Source organism: Sandaracinus amylolyticus, from assembly GCF_021631985.1.
Lineage (GTDB): Bacteria > Myxococcota_A > Polyangia > Polyangiales > Sandaracinaceae > Sandaracinus > Sandaracinus amylolyticus_A.
On sequence record NZ_CP070225.1, the window covers coordinates 9,010,136 to 9,034,895 of the forward strand.

A 24,760-nucleotide genomic window follows, 5' to 3' on the forward strand; every position below is an offset into this window, starting at 1 on the left:
TCGAGAAATTCACCGACCGTCCGTTTCCTGCGATTGACAATCGTTCTCAACTAGCGCAGCTTCCTGCTCGTCCGAGGGAAGGAGGCCGCCTTGTCCGATCCGCGTACCCCCGACCGCTCTGCGCCCACGTCCGACTCCGCGCGTCGCTGCGCGCGCGCCCTGATCGAGCTCGCCGACGAAGCCCAGTCGCTCGGGATGCGCCACGCGGCGCGCGCGCTCGCGACCGCGGCGCTCGCCCGGGTCGCCGCCGCGCCCCGCACCACGTCCGACGACCTCGCGTTCGCGGCGCTGCTCACCCGCGCCCGTCGCGCCCACGGCGTCGACGTCGACACCCTCGCCGACGCCGCGGAGTGAACGCGCATGCGCACCGAGCTGCTGCCTTCGTTCCCCGCGTTCGCCGAGCACCCCTGCTCGATGCCGCTGGTCGAGCACCTCGCGCGCGCGCGTCTCGTCGAGGCGAACCGCGCCAAGCGCGCCCTCTCGGGGCTGCTCGACGTCGTCGATGCGCGCCGTCCGATCGCGTCGGGGCGCGCCGCGGTGCGCGCGTTCGCGCTCGCGGCGCATCGCCTCGCCTCGCTCGAGCGCGCCGCGGGCTCGCACGCCGCGGCCGAGCGCGCGCTCTCCGACGCCCTCACGCGCCTGCTCGGGCTCGCGATCGATCGTCACGCCCAGCCCGAGCTGCGCCTCGCCGCGGCGAACGCCGCCGAGTCGTGCGCCGACGATCTCGCGACGCTCTACGATGATCACGAGCTCGCGGAGCACGCCGGCTACGCGCGCCGGGCGATCGTCATGGCGCAGCGCGCAGCGCGCACCGCGATGAGCTAGGCGTCGCGCTCGCGCGCGCCTCGGATCATCGCGATCGTCGCGTCGCTCTCGTGCGCGAGCTCGAAGGACCACCCTGCTTCGTCGCACACGCCGCGGGTGATCCCGAGCCCCAGGCCGCTGCCCGCGCGCGCGGTCGCGCCCTCGCCCGCCGCGTCGTCGCTCTGCACCACGAGCTCGAAGTGATCAGCCTCGGCCACGAGCCCGATCGTGACCGCGCTGTCGGCGCGACCGTGCACGACGCCGTTCTCCACGACGTTCGAGATCGCACGCTCGACCGCCAGCGAGGCGCAACGTGCAGGCAACGGCGCGTCGGGCAGACGCACCTCGAAGCGAATGCCCTTGCGCCGCGCGAGCACCCCCGCGCGCGCGGCGACGCGCTCCACGACGTCGCGCAGATCGACCACCGCGGCCTCGCCGCCGTACGTGCCGGTCTCGCGCCGGCGCGCGCTGAGCCGCAGGTTCTCGGTGAGGCCGGTGAGGTACACGCTCTCCTGGAGCGCGGTCGTGAGCGCGCGGCGCGTGTCGTCGCCCTGCGCGTGGCCGCTCGCTTCCTCGACGCAGAGCTGCAGCGCCGTGAGCGGCGTGCGGAAGTCGTGCGCGATCTCGGTGAGGTGCTGCTCGAGCGCGCGCACCCGATCGCGGGCGCGCGCGTCGGCGGCGGTGATGCGCCGGTGCGAGGTCGCGAGCGCGTCGACGATGTGCTCGAGCTCGCGCGGCTCGAGGTCCCGCGGCGCGCGATATCCGTCGGGATCGCCGACGGTGTGCGCCGACGTGGCGACGCGCTCGATCGAGCGCATGGTCGGGCGCACCATCAGGGCCACTCCGAGGGCCGTGGTGAGCGCGAGCCCGAGCGCGATCGCCGCGGCGCCGACCGACGCGACGGTGTTGCCGCGGACGCGTCGCGGCCAGCGCCGCTGGAGGATCGCGCAGGGACCCTCGTTGCGCGCGCGCAGCACGATCGTCGTCGCGCCGAAGGGCGTGGCCGCGGCGCGGATGTCGATCGTCCCGAGCGGCAGATCGCGTGGGCCCGCGTACTCGGGCGCCGAGCGGTTCGCGGATCGCAGCGTGCGCGCGTCGTACGCGAACGTGCGCGGCTCGCCGTCGCTCGCCCACGACGCAGGATCCTGCTCGCACGCCGCGATCTCGTCGGTCGCGATCGCGCGCAGCGCGTCCGATGCGTCGCGCTCGCTGGCGCGAGAGAGCACGCGCGCCGCGCCGATGCCTGCGCCGAGCCCCACCGCCGACGCGAGCACCGCGAGCACGAGCGCGCGCACTCCGAGGATCCGGGTCACGACGTGCTCGGCGGGTTGAACCGATAGCCCACCGACCAGACCGTCTCGATCGCGCGCCCGGCCGGGCCGAGCTTCCGTCGCAGGTGCGCGACGTGCGAGTCGATCGTGCGCTCCGAGGGCACGGCGTCGGAGGGCAGCGCGTGCTCGGCGAGCGCAGCGCGCGACACCGGACGTCCCGCGCGCCGCGCGAGATAGACCAGCAGGTCCATCTCCGCCGCGGTGACGGGGAGCGCGACGCCGTCGCGCAGGATCATCCGCCGATCGACCTGGAGCTCGACGCCGTCCCACGCGATGCGCGGCGCCGCGTCGCGCCCGCGCATCCGCGCCCGGAGCCGCGCCACCAGCTCCTCCATGAAGAACGGCTTCGCCAGGAAGTCCGCGGCTCCTCTCGCGAAGCACGCGAGGCGCGTCGGGAGCTCGCCGTCCGCGGTGAGCACCACCACCACGAGATCGCGCTCCGCGCAGCGCGGCAGGAGCGCGTCGCCGCGCAGCCTCGGGAGCCCGAGGTCGAGCACCACCGCGTCGAACCGCTCGCGCTCGATCGCGCTCAGCGCGAGCTCGCCGTCGGTCGCGAGCTCCACCTCGAAGCCCGCCGCACGCAGGCCGCGCACCACCGTCGCCGCGACGCTCGCATCGTCCTCCACCACCAGGATGCGCGAGCTCATCCCTGCCTCACAGCGTGACGAAGAGGCCCGTGACGCACATCTCGTCCATCGTGCCCTCGCCCCACGTGGTCGTGCTCTCGCGATCGCGCGTGTCGTAGGTGCATCGGATCGTGATCGCGTCGTCGGGCTGCACGAGCATGCCCGAGCCCTCGTAGAAGTAGAGCATCTGCCAGTCGAAGTCCCAGCGCGGCACGTCGACCAGGCACTCGCGCGACGCGTCCGCGCGCTCCACGTCGATCCGCAGCGTGCGCCCGAGCGTGTGCATGTGCGGGAACACGCCGCGCACGCGGAACGGCGTGCGGACCGTGGTGTGATCGGAGACGCGGAGCGTGGTGCTCCACGTCACCTCTTCCTCGCGCGGCGGTAGCTCGAGCGCGAGATCGGCGAGCGGTAGGAAGCGGCCCGGCGTGACGCCGCTCGTCGCGACCGCGACGTCGACGCGGGTGCGGTCGGGCGCGCCGTCGCTCGCGAGGGTGTTGTAGTGCATCTGCACGATCAGCGGCCGCCCGCCGCGGAGCTGCACGCCGGTCCCGTCGGGGTAGAACGTCGCGCCACCGCCGGGCGCCCACGCCGCCACCGCGCTGGCCCGCACCCCCGACGCGCCGAAGCACTCGTAGCCCGGCGCGGGATCGGCGTCGTCGAGCGCGCGCGCCGCGACGACCTCGTCGTCGCTCGCGGGATGGAAGACGATGACGTGGTGTGCGACGCGCGCGTTGCCCGGGTGCACGTCGAACCCGGTCACGTAGTAGGTGTCCTCGGTGGCCGGCGCGTCGACGAAGAAGCACCGGTAGTCATCGGGTCGATCGGTGCGCGGCTGGTACTCGACGCCGATGTCGAGCGTGCGGACGTCGCCTTCGAGCCGCGGCAGCGCGATCGGCGCCGGCGGAGGCGTGCTGGGATCGCCCTCGGGCGCACCGTCGTGGTGCCATCGCTCGAGCGTCGCGAGCTCGTCGTCGCTCAGCCATCGCGCGCCGCGGAACGTGTTGCACTCGCCCGAGCCGTCGACGGGATAGGGCGGCATCGTGCGCGCGCGCGTCACCTCGGCGATGCGGGCCGCGAGCGGGCGCACCGCGTCGTAGGTGTCGAGCGCGAGCGGCGCGATCCCGCCCTCGACGTGGCAGCCCGCGCAGTGACGCGCGAGGATCGGGCGCACGTGCTCGTGGTAGCTCGGCGCGAGCGGCGCGCCGCCGTCGGGCGTCGCGTCGTCCGATGGGTGGTCACAGGCCGCGAGCATCACGGCCACCAGGATCAGCGTGCGTCGCATCGGGCTCCTCCGTCGTCACGGGGAGCGAGCATGGCGAGCACCTGTGGAGGCCCGGTGGAGCGCCGATCACTCGGCGGCGGTCTCGACCGCGATCGCGGTCGGCGCGCAGACGCGCAGCACGCCGGCGCCCACGACGGTGGCCACCAGCAAGAACACGACTCGGACCACGAACGGGGAGCGCGCGTCGGGCACCTCCAGCTCCTTTCGCGACCAGTGAATGATCGGATCTGGGGCTCCGCCGTCGGTCGTCCATTCCCGGAGAAACGCGCGGATCCCATCGGAATTACCGATGGGTCGGCGGTGGTGTTCGCGCTTGTCCCGGTCGCTCGTGCGCCCTATCTGCGCACGAGCGCCGACGCATGCCTCACGAGCTCCCTCTCGTCTTCACCATCACCGGCGGCCTCGTCGCCGCGCTCTTCGCGGGCCTCGGCGCGCAGCGGCTCGGTGTCTCGCCGATCGTCGGCTACCTCCTCGCCGGGGTCGCGATCGGCCCGTTCACACCGGGCTTCGTCGCCGACACTCACATCGCGGAGCAGCTCGCCGAGCTCGGCGTCGTGCTCCTGATGTTCGGCGTCGGGCTGCACTTCCACGCGCGCGATCTGATCGCGGTGCGCGCCGTCGCGATTCCCGGCGCGGTGGTGCAGATCGCGGTGGCGACCGGCCTCGGCGTGCTCGTCGCGATCGCGTTCGGGTGGAGCATCGCCGCAGGGCTGGTGTTCGGTGTCGCGATTTCCGTCGCGAGCACCGTCGTGCTCACGCGCGTGCTCTCGGACAACGACGCGCTGCACACGCCCGCGGGGCACCTCGCGGTCGGTTGGCTGATCGTCGAGGACCTCTTCACGGTCGTCGTGCTCGTGCTGATGCCGGTGCTCGGCTCGGGCGAGGCGCAGGGCGCCGGGGACGTCCTGTGGGCCCTCGCCGCGGCGATCCTGAAGCTCGCGGTGCTCGTCGTGTTCACGATGGTCGTCGGTCGGCGCGCGCTGCCCTGGTTGCTCGCGCGGGTCGCGCGCACCCGCTCGCGCGAGCTCTTCACGCTCACGGTGCTCGCGATCGCGCTCGGCATCGCGGTGGGCTCGATGGTGGTCTTCGGCGCGTCGATGGCGCTCGGCGCGTTCCTCGCGGGCATGGTCGTCGGGCAGTCGGAATTCAGCACCAGCGCGGCGTCGGAGGCGCTGCCGATGCGCGACGCGTTCGCGGTGCTCTTCTTCGTGTCGGTCGGGATGTTGCTCGACCCGAGCGAGCTCGCGACGAACGCGCTGCCGATCCTCGCCACGCTCGCGGTCGTGCTGATCGCCAAGCCGCTCGCGGCGTACTTCGTCGTGCGGGTGCTGCGGCGACCGCGGCGCACCGCGCTGACCGTCGGGCTCGCGCTCGCGCAGATCGGCGAGTTCTCGTTCATCGTCGCGGTGCTCGGCGGCGAGCTCGGTCTCCTGCCGCCGAGCGCGATGCAGGTGATGGTCGCGACGTCGATCATCACGATCGCGCTCAATCCGTTCGTGTTCCGCGTGCTTCCGCGGATCGCCGCGCGCTGGCCCGAGACGAGCTCCGAGCCCGATGTCGCGCCGCTCGAGCCGTCGGAGCACCCGGTGATCGTCGTCGGTTGCGGTCCGGTCGGGAAGACGCTCGTGCACCTGCTCCGCGAGAACGGCGTCGCGGCGACGGTGATCGAGCTGAACCTCGAGACGGTGCGCGCGCTGCGCGAGGAGGGCGTTCGCGCGATCTACGGCGATGCGGCGCAGAAGGAAGTGCTCGAGCAGGCCGGGGTGCGCACCGCGCGCGGCTTGGTGTTCGCGGCGGTGGGCACGCCCGCCGACGCGGTGATCCGCGCCGCGCGCGACCTGAGCCCGGCGCTCCGCGTCATCGCGCGCGCGCCGTACCTCTCCGAGGCGAGCGCGGCGCGCCAGGCGGGCGCCGACGTGGTGGTCACCGCCGAGGCCGAGGTCGCGCTCGCGATGACCGAGGTGCTGCTCGAGGGCCTCGGCGCGACGCGCGAGCAGCTCGATCGGACGCGCGACCGCGTCCGCGAGGAGCTCGCGCAGAGCATCTGATCGCGACGCGCTCTCGCGGTCAGGGCCCGCAGATCGCGCCGCTGCCCGCGGTCTCGCCGGTCACGACGTCGTCGATCCACACGCGGTCCGAGCCGCCGGTCTGGCTGCTGTCCTTCGAGTAACGCCACTCGATCACGTGCTCGCCCGCGCTCAGCGCGAGCGCGACGCGCGTCCACGCGGTCTCGCCCGACCACTCGCCGCGCGCGGTGCCGTCGACCAGGAGCTCGAGGACGTCGTACGTGCGCTCGGTCGAGGTGCGCACCCAGAACGAGAGCTCGCCCGCCGCCGCGAGCGTCACGATCCGCAAGAGCGTCGACGTGCCCGAGTGGCCCACCGCCGCGCTGCGCGCCGCGAAGGCACCGGCGTGCGTGCTGCTGCCGTCGACGAGCCAGCCGGTCGTGCTCGAGGTCGTGAACGCGGTCGGCATCACGCCGCTCTCGAAGCCCGCGCTCGGCTGGAGGTGCTCGACGCGCACGTCGTCGATCCACACGCGATCGCTGCCCTGCGAGGTCTCGTCGTCCTTCTCGTAGCGCCACTCGACGACGTGGGTCCCCGCGGGGATCACCACCGCGGCCTGCATCCACGCGGTGTCACCCGACCAGCCCCACTGATCGACCCCGTCGACCGCGACGTAGAGCCAGTCCCAGCTGCGCTCGCTCGACGTCGAGAGACGGAACGTGACCAGCGAGCGCTCGCGCACCGTGATGCTCGCGCGCATCCACGACGTGCCACCGTGCCCGGTCGCGCCGCTGCGCGCGGCCATCGCGCCCGCGAACACCCGCGAGCCGTCGATCACCCAGCCGCCACCGCCGCCGCCCACGGTCCATCCGCCGGGCAGGCCCGACTCGAAGCCGTAGTGCAGCGTCGAGGGCGCCGCGCCGCACGTCCCCGCGGCGCACACGCCGCCGCCGCACGTGGTGCAGTCGTTCGCGGTCGTGGCGCTGCAGGTGCCGGCGCGGCAGGTCTGGCTCACGCAGTCGGTCGCGTCGGGATCGCAGGACGTGCCGTCGGTCACCGGCGTCGCGACGCACGCGCCGGTCGCGGCGTTGCAGGTGCCGCGGGCGCAGAGCCCGTCGAGCGACGTGCAGTCGAGCGCGGTGCCGTGGCAGGCGCCGGCGCTGCACGCGTCGTTCGTGGTGCAGCGATCCCCGTCGTCGCAGCCGGTGCCGTTGGCACGCGGCTCGGTGCGGCACGCGCCGCTCACCGGGTTGCACACGCCGACCACACACGGGCCGTCGAGGCCGCCGCAGTCGACGCTCGCGCAGCGATCGATCGTGCCGGCGTCGGTCCCCGCGTCGACCACCGGCGTCGTTGCGTCGAGGGTCGATGCGTCGGGCATCTCGCTCGACGCATCGATCTCGCCCGCGTCGTCGCTCCCGACCTCGCCCGCGTCGTCGCTCGCCGCGTCCTCGGCCTCCCCCGCGTCGCTCGCAGGTGCGGCGTCGATGGATGGAACGCGCCCCCCATCCAGGCCATCCGCGCCGCCCCGCGCACAACCACCCACGGTGAGCGCGATCGCGAAAAGGCCGAACAACGACGATGGGCGACCACTCGGAGCGGACTTGTGAGGCACGGTCGGACAACGTCGCTCGCATGACGCGACGTGTCAAACGCGATCGCTCACGCTGCGTGGGACACGCGCCCCATCACCGGCGCGAGGGCCGCGAAGTCCTCCGCGCTCAGCACCCGGGCCGCGAGCGCGACCACCGCGTCGAAGACCTGCGGGGGCGCGCCGGTGCGCATCGCGGTCAGCATCCGCGTTCGCTCCGGCATGCTCATCGCGGGCAGCATCCAGCGGTAGAACGCGAACGCGGTCTCGGGCGGGATCGAGCGCACCAGCGCGTGGTGCACCGCCTCGAGCTCCGGGTCGCTCAGCGCGTTCCAGAGCGCCGGCATCGCGATCTCTTCCTCGTCCGCCATGTGGATCGCGAGCTCGCCCGCGAAGCGCGAGAGCGCGACCACGAGCTCGTGCCCGAGATCCGCGGCGCGCGCGCCACCGCGCTCGGCCGCGACGAGCGTCGAGATCATCAGCCGCATGCGCTCGTGGTGCTCGACGTGCGCCGCGCCGAGGTCGGCCGCGGTCGCGGGCGCGTGGGTGCGGAGCAGCGGGCCGACGTGCTCGTCCTCGTGGTGCGCGTGCGCCTCGAGCAGCGCGAAGATCTCGACGGTCTCGTTGCGCAGGCGCGCGACGCTCGCGGCCTCGGCGAAGTCGGTGCGACCGGCGCGCTCGACCAGCGCGCCCAGCATCATGCGAATGCCCTTGTGGACCTCGCGGTAGAAGCTCGGGCGCGGGTGCGAAGTCGTCGTCGTCGTCATGGCCTCTCGGTCTCCTCGCCCGCGGTGTCGATGCGGGACGCGAGTGGATTGGCCCGGCGTGGATCGATCCGTTTCCTACGAGCTTCCTAACGGACCTGAAGAGATCACTCGCGCGGCACGGGCGGCGGATTGCGCTCGGCGAATTGCTCCTGGTGCCAGTACGGATACGGGCGCGGCGTCGCGCTCGCCGCGTCGAGCTTGGCCATCTGCGCGTCGCTCAGCGACCAGCCGAGCGCGCCGAGGTTCTGTCGCAGCTGGGCCTCGTCGCGCGCGCCGATCACGATCGTGGAGACCGTCGGGCGCTGGAGCAGCCAGCGGATCGCGATCTGCGGCACGGTCCTGCCGGTCTCGCGCGCGACCTCGTCGATCGCGTCGACCACACGATAGAGGTGCTCCTCGGGGATCTGCGGGCCACCGGCGCGCGTCGCCTCGTTGCGCAGGCGGCTCGTCTCGGGGAGCGGCTGACCGCGCCGGATCTTGCCGGTGAGGCGCGCCCATCCGAGCGGGCTCCACACCACGGTGCCGACGCGCTGATCGATCGCGAGCGGCATCAGCTCCCACTCGAAGTCGCGCGCCACGAGCGAGTAGAACGCCTGCTGCGCGACGTAGCGCGCCCAGCCGTGGCGCTCGGCGATCGCGAGCGACTTCATCAGGTGCCAGCCCGAGAAGTTCGAGCAGCCGACGTAGCGGATCTTCCCGGCGCGCACGAGAGCGTCGAGCGTGCTCACCGTCTCCTCGATCGGCGTGAGCGCGTCGAAGCCGTGGAGCTGGAAGAGGTCGACGTAGTCGGTGCCGAGGCGTCGCAGCGCGGCGTCGACGCTGCGCACGAGGTGGTGGCGCGACGAGCCCACGTCGTTGGGGCCCGTGCCGTTGCGGAACGTCGCCTTCGTGGAGATGAGCACGCGATCGCGACGGCCGCGGATCGCCTGGCCGAGGATCTCCTCGGAGACGCCGCTCGAGTAGACGTCGGCGGTGTCGAACATCGTGAGCCCCGCGTCGAGGCACACGTCGACGAGCCGTGTCGCTTCGGCGACGTCGCTCTGGCCGAAGCCGCGGAAGAACTCGTTCGTGCCGCCGAACGTCCCGGTCCCGAGCGTCAGCACCGGCACCTTCAGGCCCGAGCCGCCGAGCAGTCTGTGCTCCATCCGATCCTCCTGTGGGCGGCGCATCTGGAGCCGCGAGGAGGCGACCGCAACGGCGGCGATCAGAAGCGCACGATCGGCCCGTCGACCGCGGTGTGATCGCTCTGCTGCGAGCCCACCGTCGACACCAGCCCGAGCACGGCCGCGGTCACGACGAGCACGCCGACCGACACGCCGACCACCCACACCAGCGTGTCGTCACCGCCGCTGGGCTCGGTCGTCGCGACCTCGCCGGCGGGTGTGCCCGCGAAGCGCTCGGGGCTCGACGCGGTGCCGCGCGTCGCGAGGACGATGCCGCGCGGACCGAGGAGCTCGACCGCGAGCTCGAGCGTGTCGAGCGGCTCGACCGGGACCGTCACCTCGTCGCCGTGCAGCACCTGCCACCGTCCATCGCGCGCGCTGCGCGCGCTGACGCGCACGTCCTGCACGAGCCCGTTCGGCGCATGGCGCGCATGGACGCGCACCACCGCGCGCCCGGCGGCCCGCTGCACGTCCACGTCGATCGCGAGGCCGCCACCGAGCGCGGCGCGCTCTTCGTCGAGCGCACGTCGCAGCTCGAGCGTCGCGCTCGCGGGCAGATCGCGACCCGGCTCGAGCGCTGCGAGACGGCGCAGATCGATCCGCGCCGCGTCGTGCGCGCCCAGCGCGTCGCGGAGCTCCGCGCGCAGCGCGTGGAGCGTCACCAGCTCGCCTCGCGCGCGCACCTCGTCCGACTCCGCGTGCTCGAGACGCTCGATCGCTTCGCTCGCGCGACCGGCGCGCGCGAGCTCGATCGCCTCGGACTCCCACGCCTGCGCCGAAGCGCTCGACACGTCGCACACGAGCGCCGTCACGACCACGAGCCACACGGAGCCGAGCGCGCTCCGGGCGGGAGCGGAGCGCGATCCGTCCCTCGTGATCGCGCCCGTCGGGCACCACGATTCGAGCGCGTCTTCGCCGATGATCGAAGTGGATCGCGTCATCGCACCGTGACGCACGTAGCGACGCTCGTGCCGAGGCATGCGCGCTGCACGAGCGTCGTCGTCGAGCGATGCGCCAGCCTCTCGAGCCATCGATCCGGACGACCGTGCTCGCGGCCTTCGCGTTGCTCGGTGTGCTCGGGTGTGCGTCGCCGCGGCGCGCCACGTTCGAGATCTCGTTCGCGAGCGCGTCGCTCGCGCAGCGCGCGGTGCGCGTGTCGGTGACGGTGTCGGACGGCAGCTGCCGCGGGAGCGTGCTGCACCAGGACGCGTTCGACGTGCGCGAGCAGGGCGCGCCGATCGCGCCGCTGCCGCCGGGCACCTACGGCTTCCGCGTGCAGGTCTCCGATGCGTCGTGCGCGGTGTACGCCGAGGGATGCACGCAGATGGTGCTGCCCACGGACGACGCGCACGTCGTGGTCGTCGTCGCGGAGCGCACGTCCCAGTCGACGTGCGACCCGACGAGCTGCCGCGCCGGCGTGTGCGGCGGTCCGATCGCGCCCGGCGACGACGCGGGTGAGGTCGTGCTCGACGCGGGCATCGAGAGCGATGCCGGCGCGCGCGACGGCGGCGTGCCGCCTCCCCCGATCGACGCCGGGACCGACGCCGGTGCACCTCCGGGCGAGCTCATCCCGAGCAACATCCCGCCGACGCTGGTGTCGATCGGCGCGGCCGAGCTCGTGGTGCGCGCCTCCGACTCCGTGGTGCTGATCGACACCGACATCGGGACGATCGAGCGCCTCTCCGACGGCTCGAACCGGAGGCCTGCGGGCGCGGTGATCTCGTGGCTGCCGCAGCTCGGTGGCGCGCCCGATCTGATGATCGTCTCGCTGGGCTCGCTGCGGATCGAAGCGGGCGCGGAGCTCCGCGTGGTGGGCAGCACGGCGCTCGTGCTCGCGGTGAACGGCGCGGCGCGGATCGAAGGGCGGCTCGATGCCGACGCCGACGGCGCGGATCCCGGGCCCGGTGGGTTCGCGGGCGGCACCGAGTCGTCGCGCGCGGGGCGTGGTCCGTGTGGAGGCGGCGCGGGGCCGAGCTCGACGGATGTCGGTGGTGGGGGCGGGGGGCACGCCGCGACGGGCGGCGAGGGGGGCGATCATGGGAGCACACGTGGTGGCGCCGCCGGAGCGCGGTGTGGTGACGACGATCTCGCGCCGCTCTCGGGGGGCAGCGGAGGGGCGGCCGGTGGCGGATCCGATGCGCCGGGCGAGGGCGGCGGAGGCGGCGGCGCGGTGCAGATCGTCGCGGATTCCATCGTGATCGCGGCGGGCGGTGCGATCGACTGCGCGGGCGGCGGCGGGCGCGGCGGATCGCTCGACGACGGCGCGGGCGGCGGCGGCGCGGGCGGCGCGATCCTGCTCGAGGCGCGCACCCTCGACGTGCACGGCGCGCTCGTCGCGAACGGAGGCGGCGGCGGTGCGGGCGCGGATCTCTCGCGTCGCGGCGCCGACGGCGAGCCCGGTCAGACCGCGGCGCGGGTCGCGCGAGGCGGCACCGGCAGCGGCGAGGGCGCGTCGGGCGGCGCCGGCGGCGCGAGCGGGGCGCTCACCGGCGTCGCGGGCGCCGATGCGAGCGGCAGCCTCGACAACGCCGGTGGCGGGGGTGGGGCAGGCGGCCGCCTGCGGCTGCGCGCCGCGACGATGTCGCTCGATGGCGCGGTGATCTCACCGCGTGAAGCGACCACGTTCGCGGGTCTCTGAGCCTACCGGAGTGCTCGTCCCGCGGGTCGCGTACGGGAGCGCGCGGAGCGCGCGGACGGTAGGGACCTGCGGGCGAGCCGATGCTCAACCGGAGTGCTCGTCCCGCGGGTCGCGTACGGGAGCGCGCGGAGCGCGCGGACGGTAGGGACCTGCGGGCGAGCCGATGCTCAACCGGAGTGCTCGTCCCGCGGGTCGCGTACGGGAGCGCGCGGAGCGCGCGGACGGTAGGGACCTGCGGGCGAGCCGATTTTTCAGTCACTCGAGCGCGAACGATCCGTAGGTCGGCTTCCCGATCCGCCGGTACACGCTCATCACCACGCCGCTCGGGCTCGTGCTCGAGCGCACCATCGCCAGCGCGGTCGGCGCCACGCCGGGCTCGAAGAGACGACGGCCGCTCCCGAGCACGATCGGGAACTGCAGCACGTTGAGCTCGTCGATCAGATCGCTCCGCAGCAGCGTCTGCAGCAGCCCCGCGCTGCCGTGCACCTGGAGCTCGCGCGCGTACTTCTGCTTCAGCGCGGCGACCGCCTCGATCACGTCGCCCTGGATCACGCTCGAGGCGTTCCACGACGCCTCGCGCCGCGTTCGCGACGCGACGTGCTTCGGCAGCGCGTTGAGCTTCGTCGCGATCGGGTCGTTCGGGTCGGTCACCTTCGGCCAGTGTCCGGCGAACGTGTCGTAGGTGAAGCGACCGAGCAGGAACGCGTCGGCGCGCGAGAACACGTCGACGATGAACGCGCCCATCGCGTCGTCGAAGTGGGGCACCACCCAGCCGCCGTGGGTGAACCCTCCGCGCGGGTCCTCCTCGGGCCCGCCGGGTCCCTGCATCACGCCGTCGAGCGTCACGAACGTCGTCACCGTCAGCTTTCCCATCGCGTCCTCGCTTCCTCGTAGACACGACGAACGGGCGGCGCGGGATCCGACATCGCTCGCGATCTTTTTCGCGTCGCTTGTGTGCCCTGCTTCGGGACCAACCTCACGGGTGATTCAGCACGGAGCACTCGATGCCTGAGATCGTCCTCGAGCCGGCTGCGCAGGACCTGGCGAACGCCTCCTCGAAGCCGCCGTTCCTCTACCAGCTCTCGCCGACCGACGCGCGCAAGGTGCTCGACGGCCTGCAGTCCGGCCCGCTCGACCTACCGGCGATCGACGAGCGGTGGATCACCGTGCCCGCCGACGTCGGCGACGTCCGGGTGCGCATCGTGAAGCCGAAGGGCGTGTCCGGCGCGCTGCCGGTCGTGCTCTACGTGCACGGCGGCGGCTGGGTCCTCGGCAACGCCATGACCCACGATCGACTGGTGCGCGAGATCGCGGTCGGCGTGCGCGCCGCGGTCGTGTTCGTCGAGTACACGCCCTCGCCCGAGGCGCACTATCCGGTCGCGATCGAGCAGGTCTACGCGACCGCGCGATGGATCGTGCGCGAGGGCGCGAGCGCCGGGCTCGACGCGAGCCGCATGGCGATCGCGGGGGACTCGGTCGGCGGCAACATGACCGCGGCGGTCGCGCTGCTCGCGAAGAAGCGCGGCGACGTGCGCTTCGTGCAGCACTCGATGTACTACCCGGTCACCGACGCCGGCATGAACACGCCGAGCTACGCGCAGTTCGCGGCCGGGCCCTTCCTCACCGCGAAGAACATGGAGTGGTTCTGGAACGCGTACGCGCCCGACGTCGCGAAGCGCTCCGAGATCACCGCGTCGCCGCTGCGCGCGAGCGCCGACGATCTGAAGGGCCTGCCCCCGGCGTTCCTGCTCGTCGACGAGGCCGACGTGCTGCGCGACGAGGGCGAGGCCTACGCCGCGAAGCTGCGCGAGGCCGGCGTGACGGTCACGACCGTGCGCTACGACGGCATCTGCCACGACTTCATGATGCTCAACCCGCTGCGCGACACCCAGGCCGCGAAGGCCGCGACCGCGCAGGCGATCGAGGTGCTGCAGAACGCGCTCGGCACCCGCGCTCACCAGTAGCGATAGCCGTTCACCCGGAACGGCAGGCCGAGCTCGCGACACACCTCGGCGATCACGTCGGGCGAGAAGAAGTAGTTGCGCAGCCGCGCGATGCGGTCGCCCTCGGTCTCGACCGTCATCAGCGCGCGCACCGCCGGGCCGTCCTCGTGGTCGTACCAGAAGACGAGGATCGGCTCGCCGCGGTGGGTGCGCACCTCGCAGCGCGCGAGGCCGCCGCGATACCCCTCGAGATGCTCGGGCCGCACGCCGCCGCGCTCGTCGTAGGTGATCGGGGAGAGCGATCCCGCGAACGATCCGGTGCGCGGATCGCGCGGCATGTCGGGGCCGTACTCGGTCACGACGCCGACGATCTCGACGATCGCTCCGTCGAGCAGGAGCGCCGCGAGGCGATCGACGTCGCGTGCGTCGAACGCCTCCTGGAACGCGTCGAGCACGCCGGGCGCGGGCGCGCGTCCGCTCGGCTCGTCGTCGGTCGCCAGCTTGCCTCGTCCGCGATGCAGCGCTGCCTTCACCGATCCCACCGTCGTCGAGAGGGACTCCGCGATCTCCTCGAGCGAGAGATCGAGCACGTCCTTGAGGACCACCGCCGCGCGCTCCTGCGGTGCGAGCCGCACCATCAGCGCGCCCGCGGCCTCACGCATCGCGCGCGGCTCGCTCGAGTTCGACGCGACGTCGTCCTGCTCCACGCCGAGCACCTCGCGCCGCGCGCGGCGGGCCCGGTCGATCCAGAGGTTCGACGCGACGCGGAAGAGCCAGGCGCGCGGCTGCGGCACCTCGTGGAACATCGTGCCCAGCGTCACGAACGCGCGCGCGAGCGTGTCCTGCACGAGGTCCTCCGCGTCCCACGGGCTGCGGGTGAGGTGCCGGCAGTATCGATGGAGCTCGGGCCGCACCGGCTCGAACGTGTCGAGGAAGCGCTGCCACGACGTCTTCACGCCGTCGCCGAGGACCACGAGATCGTTCTTCATCGTCGATCGGGCTCGTAACACAGCACGACGAGCCGCTGCCCGAGCTGGGTCGTGCGCACCAGCTTCAGCCCGCGCCGCTGCTCGATGCCCTTCCACATCGGGGTCCCGCCGCCGAGCAGCACCGGGTGCACGATCAGCCGGTACTCGTCGACGAGATCGAGCGCGCCCAGCGTCGCCACCAGGCCCGCCCCCGCCCACGCGACGATGGGCTTTCCCGGCTGCTGCTTGAGCTCGCGGATCGTCTCGCCCACCCGATCGTGCACCACGCGGGTGCTCTGCCAGTCGGCGCGCTCGAGGGTGCGCGAGAGCACGATCTTCGGCAGCGCGTTCATCTTGCGCGCGAACGCGAGATCCGCGGGCGAGCGCGGGTTGCGCTCGGCGTCGGGCCAGTAGCGGAACATCAGCTCGTAGGAGCGCCGCCCGTAGATCGCGAGCCCCACCGAGTCGATCATCTCGTCGCAGTACTGCTCGAACTGCGGATCGCCGTCGTGGAACCAGTCGAGCTCGCGATTCGGGCCCTCGATGTAGCCGTCGAGCGAGACGATCATCGAGACGAAGAGCCGCCGGCCTGCCTGTGCTTCGGTCGTCATGACCGAAGAACGAACGAGACCGGCGCGAGGATACGGAGCCCGGCGAAAAAAGATGGTCGCCTGCCGTGCTTGACAAGCAAGCGTTCCGCCGTGCAAGGAGCGCTTGTCATGTCTCCGAACCGACTGCGCGCGCTGCGGGAGGCGCGGGGGCTCTCCCAGATCGCGCTCGCCGCGGCGGCGAGCCTCTCGCGGCAGAGCATCGGCGCGATCGAGGCGGGACGGGCGGTGCCGGGCGTCGACGTCGCGCTGCGCTTGGCGCGCGTGCTCGACACGACGGTCGAGGAGCTCTTCGGGGCCGCGCCGAGCGAGCAGACGATCTCGACCGAGCCGTGGGGCGCGACGCGTCCCGGTCGGGTCGCGCTCGCGAAGATCGGCGGGCGCTGGGTCTCGTACGCGCTGCACGGCGGCGCGCTGCGCGCGGCCGACGGGATCGCGGGCGCGCCGGCGAAGGGCCGGGTCGCCGTCGAGCCGGTGCGCCCGATCGCGGAGAGCGCGGAGAACCTGATCGTGATGGGCTGCGCCGCCGCGCTCGGCGTCCTCGCCGCGCGATCGTCGCGCGTGGTGTGGATCCCGAGCTCGAGCACCCGCGCGCTCGAGGCGCTCGCGTCGCGCCGCACCCACCTCGCGGGCGTGCACCTCGTCGACGGCCGCACCGGCGAGGCGAACGTGCCCGACGTGCGCCGCCACGCGGGCGAGGGGCGCTTCGTGCTGATCACGCTCGCGCGCTGGGAGGCGGGGCTGGTGATCGCGCCCGAGCGCGCGAAGACGATCCGCGGGCCCGGCGATCTCGGGCGCCGGGGGATCCGCATCGTCACCCGCGAGCCCGGCTCGGGCGCGCGACGCCTGCTCGATCGCGCGCTGCGCGACGCGGGGTGCGCGCCCCCGAGCTTCCAGGCGAGCGGTCACCTCGAGGTCGCGCACGCGGTCTCGCTCGGCGCCGCCGACGCCGGCATCGCGACCCGCGACGCGGCGATCGCGTACGGGCTCGACTTCGTCGCGCTCGCCGAGGAGCGCTACGACCTCGTGGTGCCGCGCGCGCTGCTCGCGGATCCGCGGGTCGAGCGCTTCTTCGACGTGATGACGGCGGGCCCCTCGCGCCGCGAGCTCGCGGCGCTGGGCTACGACGTGAGCTCGTGCGGCACGCGCGTCGCGGAGGTGAGCGCGGCATGAGGGCGATCGCGCTCCTCGTGCTGCTCGTCGCGGGCAGCGCGCAAGCGCAAGCCACCGAGCGCCGTCCGTGGCGCTTCGTCGAGGCGGTCGGGGCGCCATCGTGGCTCGGCCTCGGGCTCGAGCACCGCGCGCGCTTCGAGCACCTCGCGAACGACTTCCGCGCGACCGCGATCGGCGACTCGACCGCGCTCTCGCTGCGCACGCTCGCCTCCGCGGAGCTGCGCTTCGAGCCGCTCTCGATCGCCGTCGAGGCCCAGGACTCGCGCGCATTCGCCACCGAGCCGACGCCGCTCAACCCGACGATCGTCGACGCGCTCGAGCTCTTGCGCGCATACGCGTCGCTGCGCCTCCCGAACGCGCTCGAGCCCGGCGATCACCTCGCGATCTCCCTCGGGCGCATGACCCTCGACGTCGGCAGCCGGCGGCTCGTCGCGCGCAACGACTTCCGCAACACCATCAACAGCTTCACCGGGCTCGACCTCGCGTGGTCGAGCGCGAGCGGACACGCGGTGCGCTTCTTCGCGGTGGTGCCGGTGGTGCGCCTGCCGAGCGACGCGAGCGCGCTCGCCGACAACACGATCGAGCTCGATCGCGAGAACCTCGACGCGCTCTTCTGGGGCGTGGTCTACGGCACGCCGCTGCTCGCGCTCGACGTGCAGGTCGAGGCCTACCTCTTCGAGCTGAACGAACGCGACGGCGCGACCGCGCCCTCGTCGGATCGCCGACTCTACACGCCGGGCCTCCGCCTGCTCCGCGCGCCCGCCCCCGAACGTCTCGATCTGCAGCTCGAGCTGATGCTCCAGCTCGGGCGCTCGCGCGCGACCGCGGCGGCCACCGACACCGACGACCTCTCGCACCTCGCGTTCTCGGGGCACGTCTCGCTCGGGTATCGGTTCGCGGTCGCGTGGTCGCCGCGCCTCGTGCTCCAGTACGACTACGCCACCGGTGACGAGTCGCCGAGCGACGACGCGAACAACCGCTTCGATCCGCTCTTCGGCGCGCGGCGCTTCGACTTCGGACCGACCGGGCTCTACGGCGCGATCGCGCGCAGCAACGTCAGCTCGCCGGGGGCACGCGTCGAGATCGTGCCCGATCGCACGATCGACGCCTTCGTCGGATATCGCCTCGTGTGGCTCGCGTCGCCGCGCGATGCGTGGACCACGGCGGGCCTGCGCGATCCGAGCGGGCTCTCCGGCGCGTTCGTCGGACAGCAGCTCGAAGGGCGCGTCCGGTGGCAGCCGTTCCCGCGCAACCTCGCGCTCGAGCTCGGCGCGGCGTGCCTCTTCCGCGGCGAGCGTCCCGGTGTGCGCTCCGAGCCCGCCGCGTACGTCTACAGCCAGATCACGACGGGCCTCTGATGACGACCATCCTGCGTGCGATCCTGGTGATCGCCCTCCTCGCCGCGTGCAGCGCGCCTCCACGCGAGGAGCGCCTCGTGGTGTTCGCGGCGTCCTCGCTGCGCGATGCGTTCACCGAGATCGGCGACGACTTCGAGCGCGCGCATCCCGACGTCGAGCTCACGTTCCAGTTCGCGGGGACGCAGCAGCTGCGCGCGCAGATCGAGCAGGGCGCGCCCGCCGACGTGCTCGCGTCCGCCGACGTGCAGCACGTGGACGAGCTGGTGCGCGCCGGGCACGTCGCAGCGCCGATCGTCTTCGCGCGCAACGAGCCGGTGATCGTCGTGGGGCGCGACGTGCCGGTGCGCTCGTTCGACGATCTGCCCGGGGCCGGACGCATCGTGATCGGCGCGGAGACGGTGCCGATCGGGCGCTACACCCGGCGCATCCTCGAGCGCGCGCCCGCCGACTTCCGCGCGCAGGTCGAGGCCCACGTCGTGTCGAACGAGCTCGACGTGCGCGCGGTGCTCGCGAAGGTGCGCCTCGGCGAGGCCGACGCCGGCATCGTGTACCGGACCGACGCGCGCATCGCGGGCGACGACGTGCGGGTGGTGAGCATCCCGCCCGAGCGAAACGTGATCGCCGAGTACCCGATCGCCATCACGTCGCACCCCGCGCACCCGACGCTGGCGCGCGAATTCGTCGAGCTCGTCCGCTCGGAGCGCGGCCAGCAGGTGCTCGCCGAGCACGGCTTCGCGCCATGAGCCGCGCGCAGCACCTGCTCGTCGCCGCGCTCGGCGGCGCGCTCGCGATCTTCCTCGTGCTTCCGCTGGTCGCGCTGGTCGCGACCACGAGCGATCTCGCAGCGGGACTCGCGAGCCCGCTGGTCGCGCCCGCGCTCCGGCTCAGCCTGCTCACCACGCTGGTCAGCCTCGCGATCGTCGTGGTGCTCGGGACGCCGCTCGCCTGGGCGCTGCGCAGCGCGCGCGGCCCGCTGGCGCGCGTCGTCGAGACGATCGTGCAGCTCCCGATCGTCGTGCCTCCCGCGGTCGCGGGGGTCGCGCTCCTTCTCGCGTTCGGCCGTCGCGGGCTCGTGGGGTCGTGGCTGGGATCGCCGGCGTTCACGACGGTCGCGGTGGTGATGGCCGAGGTGTTCGTGTCGGCCCCGTTCTTCGTGCAGGCCGCGCTCGGCGCGTTCCGCCGGGTGGACGAGCGCCTGATCGTCGTGGCGCGCACCTTCGGCGCGTCGCCGCTGCGAGTGCTGGTGCGGGTCGCGCTGCCCCTCGCGGCACCGGGCCTGCTCGCGGGCGCGGCGATGTCGTGGGCGCGCGCGCTGGGAGAGTTCGGCGCGACCCTGATGTTCGCGGGCAACCTCGAGGGCGTGACCCAGACGATGCCGCTCGCGATCTACACCGCGATGGAGTCGGACCTGCGCGCCGCGCAGGCGATGTCGATCGTGCTCGTCCTCGTCGCGTCGGTGCTCTTCGTGGCGATGCGCACGCTGCTGCGGCGGACGTCGTGAGCCTGCATGCCCGCATCGAGGCGCGGGTGGGGCGCCTGGTGATCGACGTCGAGCTCGACACCGGACCGGGCGTGCTCGCGATCGTCGGGCCCAACGGCGCGGGCAAGACCACGCTGCTCTCGCTGCTGCTCGGCGTGGTGCCGGTCACGCGCGGGCGCGTCGAGGTCGGTGGGGTCGTGCTGCTCGACACGAGCGCGTCGCTCGATGTGCCGGTCGAGGCGCGTCGTCTCGGCTACGCGCCCCAGGACCACGCGCTCTTCCCGCACCTCGACGTGCGCGGGAACGTGGAGTTCGCGGTGTCGAGCGCATTGCCGCGCGCCGAGCGGGCGCGCCGGGTCGACGAGGTGCTGCGCGATCTCCGGATCGAGCACCTCGCGTCACGAAGGCCGAGCACGCTCTCGGGCGGGGAGCGCCAGCGCGTCGCGCTGGCGCGTGCGCTCTCGATCTCGCCGCGCGCGCTGCTCCTCGACGAGCCGCTCGCCGCGCTCGACGCCCGCGCTCGCCGCGAGGTGCGCGACTTCCTCGCGACCACGCTGCGCACCCTCGCGATCCCCAGCATCGTCGTCACCCACGACGCGGCCGAGGCGCGCGCGCTGGGCCAGCGCATCGCGGTGATGGAGGCGGGACGCATCGTGCAGCAGGGCACGTGGGACGAGCTCGTCGCGGCCCCGGCGACGCCCTTCGTCGCCGAGCTAACTGCAGACGCCTGATCGGCAGACGCTGGTCCCGCAGCACCCGGTCGACGTGTCGCACGCCTGGCCCGACTCCGCGCAGCACACCCTCCGGGTGCCCGAGGTCGACGTCGTCGCGCAGATCAGCCGCCCGCAGCAGTCCTCGCCGTCGAGGAACGAGCAGGGATGGGTCGCCTGCCCGCAGCACACCCTGCGCTCGGGCCCCGAGGTCGCGGTGGACGCGCACGCCAGGTCCCCACAGCACTCCGACCCGCTCGCGCAGGCGCGCGTCGCCTCGATGCACATCCACGCGTCGGGCGGCGCGTCGATCGCGCCGTCGCTCGCGCGCGCGTCCATCTCGTCGCCGCCGTCGAACGGAAGGAGCCTCGGCGTCGTGCACGCCGCGAGGAGCAGCGAGACGAGCAGCGCTGTCGAGGATCGGTGCATCGTCGGGTCCGGCGCTCCCGATGGAGTACCATAGACCGCGACGTGACAGCCCCGGGCGACACCCTCGGACCTTACGTCATCGAAGCGGAGATCGCGTCGGGCGGCATGGGCGTCGTCTATCGCGCGCGCAACCGCGTCACCGGACAACTGCGCGCGCTGAAGGTGGTGCGCCCCGAGCTCGGGCGGGATCCCGACTTCGTCGATCGCTTCGTGCGCGAGGCGACGATCGCGTCGCAGCTCCAGCACCCGAACCTGGTCGAGTCGCACGAGCCGGGCATCGACGGCGACACGATCTACCTGCCGATGGAGCTGCTCGAGGGCGAGACCCTGGCGTCGCGGCTGCGTCGTGTGACGCGGTTCACCCCGGCCGAGGCGGCGGCGATCCTGGTGCCGATCGCCGAGGCGGTGCAGCTGCTGAACGACCGCGGCCTGGTGCACCGCGACCTCAAGCCGGGCAACGTCTTCCTCGCGCGCACCGAGGCCGGCGAGACCCCGAAGGTCATCGACCTCGGCACCGCGCGCGACGTCGACGACGACGAGCACACCCGCACCGGCATGGTGATCGGCTCGCCGTTCTACATGGCGATCGAGCAGGCCGAGGGGCGGCGCGACATCGACGCGCGCGCCGATCAGTACGCGCTCGGGGTGATCGCGTACCAGATGCTCACCGGCGCGCGGCCCTACGAGTCCGACGACTCGCGGAGCGCGCTCGCGAAGCTGCTGCGCGGCGATCCCTACGCGCCGCCGAGCACGATCGCGTACGTCGGGCCGCAGCTCGAGCGGGTGATCGAGCGCGCGCTGCAGCACGATCGCGAGCGTCGATATCCGACGACGCTCGAGCTGGCGCGCGCGTTCGCCCAGGCGGCGCGCGAGGAGCTGCCCGATCGCGAGCCGCCGACCTCGGTGCACCGTCGCACTGCGCCGCGCTCGCGTCGCGCGCTGGTCGGCGCGGCGATCGTCGCGGCGCTCACGGCGTTCGGAGGGATCGCGGCGCTCGTCGTGACCGAGCGCGACGAGCCTCCTGCGATGACGGTCACTCCGCTCGAGCCGCCGCGCGCGATCGCGACCCCGCCGGCTCCGATCGTGATCGAGCCCGCGCCGCCCGCCGAGCCCGCAGTCGCACCCGCTGCGAGCACCGCGCTGGCCGCGGAGCCCGAGCCGCGACCCACCCGTCGTCGTGCCCGCGCGCGGCGCGATCGTGCGCCTTCCGACGCGGACTGCGGCGCCGCGACCGGCATCCCGTGCCTCGACTGATCACATCGCTCGCCGCGTTCGCGATCGCGCTCTCGTCGGCGTGTCTTCCATCGGCGCTCGCCGCGCAGGATTTGCCCGAGTGCGACGGGGCCGATCCTCGGGGCGCGCGCGCCGCGCTCGCCGAGGGCACCGCGCTCCTGCAGGAGGCGATCGCCGAGGCGCGACGCCGCGGACCGCGGGTGCGCGCGATCGCCGAAGGCGCGCTCGCGCGCTTCGATCGCCAGTGCGCGCTCGGCGATCCCGCCGCGCTCGCCGAGCGAGGCGCCGCGCTGATGTTGATGGGCGAGCCGCTGCGCTCGGCGCAGAGCTACGACGCGTTCCTGCGCGTGCACCCGCTCTCGTCGCTCGATGGGCGCCGTCGTCGGCGCATCGAGGCGAACCTCCAGCCCGGCGAGGCGATCGTCGAGCTCGATCGCGGGAGCGCGCGCCTGGTGGTCGACGGGCTCGACTTCGGCCCGCTTCCGCGCAGCACCGCGGTGCGGCTGCCGCCCGGCGAGCATCGCTTCGAGGCCCGCGACGACGCGGGCGTGGTGCTCGCGAGCGCGAGCGCGACGCTGGCCATCGGCGAGGCGCCGGCGCTGGTGCGTCTCGCGGCGCCGCCGATCGCGGCCGAGGACGCTTCCTCGGATCTCACCGCGTGGTACGTCGCGTCCGCCGCGCTGGGCGCGGCGTCGCTCGCCGCGGGGATCGGCTTCTTCTTCGCGGTCGACGAGCGACAGCGCGCCTACGACGAGATCTGCACGCTCGGTCTTCCCGCCACCGGCTGCGAGGCGGTGCTGGTCGAGCGCGATGCTGCGCTCGGCGCGAGCATCGCCGGGTTCGTCCTCGCAGGGCTCTCGGTGGCCGCGCTGGTCACGCTCGTGGTGCTCGATCTCGAGCACCACGATCAGCCGATCGCCCTTCGCGTCGGAGCCGCGTCGCTCGCGCTCGAGGGGACGTTCCGATGACCGAGCGTGCCTACGCCGCGCTGATCCGAGGGACGCTCGACGATGCGGCGCTCGTTCTCTCGCGCCCTGCGCCCACCGCGCTCGAGCACGCGTGGTCGCTCGCGCTGCGCGCCGCGGGATCGCTGCTCGATCCCGAGGCGTTCGCGCCGCCCTCGCTCGACGAGATCGCGCCCCATCGTGTCGCGCCGTTCGAGGTGCGTGCCGTCGCCGCGCTCGCGTGCGCCCACCTCGCGCGCCGCGCCGTGCTGGGCTTCGCGTGCGAGGAGCTCGAGCGCGTCGTCGCGCTCCACGGCGCGCTCGTGCCCGACGCCCCCGAGTCCTCGGAGCCCCGGCTCTGGCTCGCGCTCGGCCACGCATGGTCGGCGTGGATGCGTGGTGATCCTCGCGACGACGACACGTCGCTCGCCGCGATCGAACGCCTCGCGCGCGAGGCGGGCGGCGCGCCGCTGGTGATCGACGCGGGCACCCTGCGCGCGCTGCGCGCCGAGAGCCGCGGTGACGTGACGTCGATGCTCGCCCATGCCCGCCGTGCCTCGCGCATGGCGCGCACCGAGGCGCTCCCCGCGCACGAGCACCTCGCACATCTCGTCCTCGCGCGAGCCCGTCGCAGCGCGCGCCATCCCCACCTCGCGCTGCGCATCCTCGGCGCGCTCGAGCGCTTCGTCGCCGAGCCCTGCCGTCCATGGGTCCGCTGGGAGCGCCTGCTCGCGGGCGATCCCGAGGCGCTCGAGGGCATGCGACCCGGGCCTGATGCGACCCGCGCCGAGCGCGGCGCGGCAGCGCTCGCCGCCGTGCTCCGCGCCGCGACCGCCGGTGAGGAGGCCGCGCTCGATCGCGCTGCCCACGCGCTCTTCGACGCCGCCGCCCCGATCGCGTTCGCCGCGCGCGAGGCGCGCCAGGTGATGGTCGCGCTCGATGCCCGCCTCGATCCGCGCGCCGAAGATCCCGAGCTCGCGGCGTGGTGCAGCGGCGAGACCCTCACCGCGCCCCCGTCGATCCACGGCCTCTGCATGCGCATCGACGCCGAGTCGCGCGACGCGAGCGAGGCGATCGTGCTCGCTGCGCCCGGCGCATCACCGCGTCGCGTGCTCGGCGCGGCAGGCCCGCTGATCGCGCACCATGCTCGGGTCCATCTCCGCAAGACGCTCCGCCGTCGCGGTCGCGTCGAGACGCTCGTCGCCGTGCTCGCGTGCGCCGGCCCCGAGGGCCTGACCGACGCCGAGTGTTTCCTGCGCACCTACGAGATGCCCTACGACGCGGTGGTGCATCGCGGCGTGTTCGAGGTGCTCGTCACCCGCGCCCGGCTCTACCTCGAGAGCGCGGGCGAGATCGTGCGCGGCCAGGGCCTCATCACGCTGCGCCTGCGCGCGCCGATCGCGGTGCCCGATCCGCGCTGCGCCGCGCCGATCCACGATCGCGTGCTGCGCGTGCTCGCGCACGACGGTCGTGTCACCGCGAGCGACGCCGCCAAGCGCGTCGGGCTCTCGCTGCGCGCGGTGCAGCAGGCGCTGCGCTCGCTCGCCGAGGACGGCGTGTGCGTGGGCGAGAAAGAAGGCCGGCAGATCGTCTACGCCGTCGAGGACACGACGTTCTCCGAGCCGACCTACCTCCTCGCCCGCCGCTCGTGAATCGAAGAGCAAAATCGGCTCGCCCGCCGGTCCCTACCGTCCGCGCGCGTC

At 73.6% G+C, this 24,760-nt stretch carries 25 protein-coding genes; 13 read left to right on the top strand and 12 right to left on the bottom strand.

Going from position 1 to position 24,760, the window contains the following annotated elements:
- Nucleotides 1-90: 90 nt before the first annotated feature.
- Both I5071_RS38150 and I5071_RS38155 read left to right on the top strand, forming a co-directional pair.
- Entirely contained in the window at nucleotides 91-354 is a 264-nt protein-coding gene (locus I5071_RS38150; protein WP_236518304.1) for a hypothetical protein, read from the top strand.
- Between the two features lie 6 nt (nucleotides 355-360).
- On the top strand, nucleotides 361-825 hold the full coding sequence (locus tag I5071_RS38155) for a hypothetical protein (protein WP_236518305.1): 465 nt from the start codon (nucleotides 361-363) through the stop codon (nucleotides 823-825).
- Here the strand turns inward: I5071_RS38155 and I5071_RS38160 are convergent.
- The 4 genes from I5071_RS38160 to I5071_RS46730 form a co-directional block, all read right to left on the bottom strand.
- Complete coding sequence (locus I5071_RS38160) at nucleotides 822-2,117, bottom strand: sensor histidine kinase (protein WP_236518306.1); 1,296 nt, start codon at nucleotides 2,115-2,117, stop codon at nucleotides 822-824. The two genes, I5071_RS38155 and I5071_RS38160, sit on opposite strands and share 4 nt — an antisense overlap.
- Nucleotides 2,114-2,782, bottom strand: coding sequence for a response regulator transcription factor (locus tag I5071_RS38165; protein ID WP_236518307.1), 669 nt, complete (start codon nucleotides 2,780-2,782; stop codon nucleotides 2,114-2,116). The genes I5071_RS38160 and I5071_RS38165 overlap by 4 nt, the downstream gene beginning before the upstream one ends.
- A 7-nt stretch (nucleotides 2,783-2,789) precedes the next feature.
- Nucleotides 2,790-4,046, bottom strand: a complete 1,257-nt coding sequence (locus I5071_RS38170) for a hypothetical protein (protein WP_236518308.1) — start codon at nucleotides 4,044-4,046, stop codon at nucleotides 2,790-2,792.
- 66 nt (nucleotides 4,047-4,112) lie between these two features.
- Complete coding sequence (locus I5071_RS46730) at nucleotides 4,113-4,238, bottom strand: hypothetical protein (RefSeq protein ID WP_268921180.1); 126 nt, start codon at nucleotides 4,236-4,238, stop codon at nucleotides 4,113-4,115.
- Nucleotides 4,239-4,405: 167 nt separating this feature from the next.
- Here I5071_RS46730 and I5071_RS38175 point away from each other — a divergent pair, with 167 nt between their 5' ends.
- Nucleotides 4,406-6,094, top strand: coding sequence for a cation:proton antiporter (locus I5071_RS38175; RefSeq protein ID WP_236518309.1), 1,689 nt, complete (start codon nucleotides 4,406-4,408; stop codon nucleotides 6,092-6,094).
- A gap of 19 nt (nucleotides 6,095-6,113) precedes the next feature.
- On the opposite strand, the gene I5071_RS38180 is transcribed toward I5071_RS38175, so the two are convergent.
- The 4 genes from I5071_RS38180 to I5071_RS38195 all read right to left on the bottom strand — a co-directional run bounded on the left by I5071_RS38180 (nucleotide 6,114) and on the right by I5071_RS38195 (nucleotide 10,400).
- Nucleotides 6,114-7,628, bottom strand: a complete 1,515-nt coding sequence (locus I5071_RS38180; RefSeq protein WP_236518310.1) for a hypothetical protein — start codon at nucleotides 7,626-7,628, stop codon at nucleotides 6,114-6,116.
- Nucleotides 7,629-7,714: 86 nt separating this feature from the next.
- Nucleotides 7,715-8,410 carry a hemerythrin domain-containing protein gene (locus tag I5071_RS38185; RefSeq protein ID WP_236518311.1) on the bottom strand — a complete coding sequence of 232 codons (696 nt, stop codon included), beginning with the start codon at nucleotides 8,408-8,410 and terminating at the stop codon, nucleotides 7,715-7,717.
- A gap of 104 nt (nucleotides 8,411-8,514) precedes the next feature.
- The gene (locus tag I5071_RS38190; RefSeq protein ID WP_236518312.1) at nucleotides 8,515-9,555 is read right to left on the bottom strand and encodes an aldo/keto reductase; all 1,041 of its coding nucleotides are present in this window, start codon (nucleotides 9,553-9,555) and stop codon (nucleotides 8,515-8,517) included.
- Nucleotides 9,556-9,614: 59 nt separating this feature from the next.
- A complete protein-coding gene (locus I5071_RS38195) occupies nucleotides 9,615-10,400 on the bottom strand; it encodes a hypothetical protein (RefSeq protein ID WP_236518313.1) in 786 nt (261 codons plus the stop codon).
- 182 nt (nucleotides 10,401-10,582) lie between these two features.
- Here I5071_RS38195 and I5071_RS38200 point away from each other — a divergent pair, with 182 nt between their 5' ends.
- Nucleotides 10,583-12,211 carry a hypothetical protein gene (locus I5071_RS38200; RefSeq protein ID WP_236518314.1) on the top strand — a complete coding sequence of 543 codons (1,629 nt, stop codon included), beginning with the start codon at nucleotides 10,583-10,585 and terminating at the stop codon, nucleotides 12,209-12,211.
- Nucleotides 12,212-12,466: 255 nt separating this feature from the next.
- Here the strand turns inward: I5071_RS38200 and I5071_RS38205 are convergent, their stop codons facing one another.
- Complete coding sequence (locus I5071_RS38205) at nucleotides 12,467-13,084, bottom strand: dihydrofolate reductase family protein (RefSeq protein WP_236518315.1); 618 nt, start codon at nucleotides 13,082-13,084, stop codon at nucleotides 12,467-12,469.
- A 131-nt stretch (nucleotides 13,085-13,215) separates the two neighbouring features.
- On the opposite strand from I5071_RS38205, the gene I5071_RS38210 reads away from it, so the two are divergent.
- Nucleotides 13,216-14,175 carry an alpha/beta hydrolase gene (locus I5071_RS38210; protein WP_236518316.1) on the top strand — a complete coding sequence of 320 codons (960 nt, stop codon included), beginning with the start codon at nucleotides 13,216-13,218 and terminating at the stop codon, nucleotides 14,173-14,175.
- Here I5071_RS38210 and I5071_RS38215 read toward each other — a convergent pair.
- On the bottom strand, nucleotides 14,166-15,143 hold the full coding sequence (locus tag I5071_RS38215; protein WP_236518317.1) for a sigma-70 family RNA polymerase sigma factor: 978 nt from the start codon (nucleotides 15,141-15,143) through the stop codon (nucleotides 14,166-14,168). The genes I5071_RS38210 and I5071_RS38215 overlap by 10 nt on opposite strands.
- Nucleotides 15,140-15,733: a dihydrofolate reductase family protein gene (locus I5071_RS38220; protein WP_236518318.1), complete on the bottom strand. Its 594-nt coding sequence runs from the start codon at nucleotides 15,731-15,733 to the stop codon at nucleotides 15,140-15,142. The genes I5071_RS38215 and I5071_RS38220 overlap by 4 nt, the downstream gene beginning before the upstream one ends.
- 108 nt (nucleotides 15,734-15,841) lie before the next feature.
- Here I5071_RS38220 and I5071_RS38225 point away from each other — a divergent pair, with 108 nt between their 5' ends.
- The 5 genes from I5071_RS38225 to I5071_RS38245 are packed head-to-tail and all read left to right on the top strand — an operon-like array spanning nucleotide 15,842 to nucleotide 20,472.
- The gene (locus tag I5071_RS38225; RefSeq protein WP_236518319.1) at nucleotides 15,842-16,903 is read left to right on the top strand and encodes a substrate-binding domain-containing protein; all 1,062 of its coding nucleotides are present in this window, start codon (nucleotides 15,842-15,844) and stop codon (nucleotides 16,901-16,903) included.
- Complete coding sequence (locus I5071_RS38230; protein WP_236518320.1) at nucleotides 16,900-18,261, top strand: alginate export family protein; 1,362 nt, start codon at nucleotides 16,900-16,902, stop codon at nucleotides 18,259-18,261. The genes I5071_RS38225 and I5071_RS38230 overlap by 4 nt, the downstream gene beginning before the upstream one ends.
- A complete protein-coding gene (gene modA, locus I5071_RS38235) occupies nucleotides 18,261-19,004 on the top strand; it encodes a molybdate ABC transporter substrate-binding protein (protein WP_236518321.1) in 744 nt (247 codons plus the stop codon). The genes I5071_RS38230 and modA overlap by 1 nt, the downstream gene beginning before the upstream one ends.
- Nucleotides 19,001-19,762 carry an ABC transporter permease gene (locus tag I5071_RS38240; protein WP_236518322.1) on the top strand — a complete coding sequence of 254 codons (762 nt, stop codon included), beginning with the start codon at nucleotides 19,001-19,003 and terminating at the stop codon, nucleotides 19,760-19,762. Before modA ends, I5071_RS38240 begins: the two co-directional genes overlap by 4 nt.
- Entirely contained in the window at nucleotides 19,759-20,472 is a 714-nt protein-coding gene (locus I5071_RS38245) for an ABC transporter ATP-binding protein (protein WP_236518323.1), read from the top strand. The genes I5071_RS38240 and I5071_RS38245 overlap by 4 nt, the downstream gene beginning before the upstream one ends.
- Here I5071_RS38245 and I5071_RS38250 read toward each other — a convergent pair.
- The gene (locus tag I5071_RS38250; RefSeq protein WP_236518324.1) at nucleotides 20,455-20,880 is read right to left on the bottom strand and encodes a hypothetical protein; all 426 of its coding nucleotides are present in this window, start codon (nucleotides 20,878-20,880) and stop codon (nucleotides 20,455-20,457) included. The two genes, I5071_RS38245 and I5071_RS38250, sit on opposite strands and share 18 nt — an antisense overlap.
- 42 nt (nucleotides 20,881-20,922) lie before the next feature.
- On the opposite strand from I5071_RS38250, the gene I5071_RS38255 reads away from it, so the two are divergent.
- From I5071_RS38255 to I5071_RS38265, 3 genes are read left to right on the top strand one after another with little or no spacing between them, the layout of a single operon-like run.
- On the top strand, nucleotides 20,923-22,134 hold the full coding sequence (locus tag I5071_RS38255; protein ID WP_236518325.1) for a serine/threonine-protein kinase: 1,212 nt from the start codon (nucleotides 20,923-20,925) through the stop codon (nucleotides 22,132-22,134).
- Complete coding sequence (locus I5071_RS38260) at nucleotides 22,122-23,081, top strand: hypothetical protein (RefSeq protein WP_236518326.1); 960 nt, start codon at nucleotides 22,122-22,124, stop codon at nucleotides 23,079-23,081. The genes I5071_RS38255 and I5071_RS38260 overlap by 13 nt, the downstream gene beginning before the upstream one ends.
- Complete coding sequence (locus I5071_RS38265; RefSeq protein ID WP_236518327.1) at nucleotides 23,078-24,709, top strand: winged helix-turn-helix domain-containing protein; 1,632 nt, start codon at nucleotides 23,078-23,080, stop codon at nucleotides 24,707-24,709. Before I5071_RS38260 ends, I5071_RS38265 begins: the two co-directional genes overlap by 4 nt.
- The last annotated feature ends 51 nt before the right edge of the window (nucleotides 24,710-24,760 follow it).

Bases quoted from the DNA above. Each gene is read 5' to 3' on its own strand.
- I5071_RS38155 (WP_236518305.1), top strand. From the start codon at position 361: ATGCGCACCGAGCTGCTGCCTTCGTTCCCCGCGTTCGCCGAGCACCCC.
- I5071_RS38165 (WP_236518307.1), bottom strand. From the start codon at position 2,782: ATGAGCTCGCGCATCCTGGTGGTGGAGGACGATGCGAGCGTCGCGGCG.
- I5071_RS38170 (WP_236518308.1), bottom strand. From the start codon at position 4,046: ATGCGACGCACGCTGATCCTGGTGGCCGTGATGCTCGCGGCCTGTGAC.
- I5071_RS38175 (WP_236518309.1), top strand. From the start codon at position 4,406: ATGCCTCACGAGCTCCCTCTCGTCTTCACCATCACCGGCGGCCTCGTC.
- I5071_RS38185 (WP_236518311.1), bottom strand. From the start codon at position 8,410: ATGACGACGACGACGACTTCGCACCCGCGCCCGAGCTTCTACCGCGAG.
- I5071_RS38190 (WP_236518312.1), bottom strand. From the start codon at position 9,555: ATGGAGCACAGACTGCTCGGCGGCTCGGGCCTGAAGGTGCCGGTGCTG.
- I5071_RS38200 (WP_236518314.1), top strand. From the start codon at position 10,583: ATGCGCCAGCCTCTCGAGCCATCGATCCGGACGACCGTGCTCGCGGCC.
- I5071_RS38205 (WP_236518315.1), bottom strand. From the start codon at position 13,084: ATGGGAAAGCTGACGGTGACGACGTTCGTGACGCTCGACGGCGTGATG.
- I5071_RS38210 (WP_236518316.1), top strand. From the start codon at position 13,216: ATGCCTGAGATCGTCCTCGAGCCGGCTGCGCAGGACCTGGCGAACGCC.
- I5071_RS38215 (WP_236518317.1), bottom strand. From the start codon at position 15,143: ATGAAGAACGATCTCGTGGTCCTCGGCGACGGCGTGAAGACGTCGTGG.
- I5071_RS38220 (WP_236518318.1), bottom strand. From the start codon at position 15,733: ATGACGACCGAAGCACAGGCAGGCCGGCGGCTCTTCGTCTCGATGATC.
- I5071_RS38225 (WP_236518319.1), top strand. From the start codon at position 15,842: ATGTCTCCGAACCGACTGCGCGCGCTGCGGGAGGCGCGGGGGCTCTCC.
- I5071_RS38230 (WP_236518320.1), top strand. From the start codon at position 16,900: ATGAGGGCGATCGCGCTCCTCGTGCTGCTCGTCGCGGGCAGCGCGCAA.
- modA (WP_236518321.1), top strand. From the start codon at position 18,261: ATGACGACCATCCTGCGTGCGATCCTGGTGATCGCCCTCCTCGCCGCG.
- I5071_RS38240 (WP_236518322.1), top strand. From the start codon at position 19,001: ATGAGCCGCGCGCAGCACCTGCTCGTCGCCGCGCTCGGCGGCGCGCTC.
- I5071_RS38250 (WP_236518324.1), bottom strand. From the start codon at position 20,880: ATGCACCGATCCTCGACAGCGCTGCTCGTCTCGCTGCTCCTCGCGGCG.
- I5071_RS38265 (WP_236518327.1), top strand. From the start codon at position 23,078: ATGACCGAGCGTGCCTACGCCGCGCTGATCCGAGGGACGCTCGACGAT.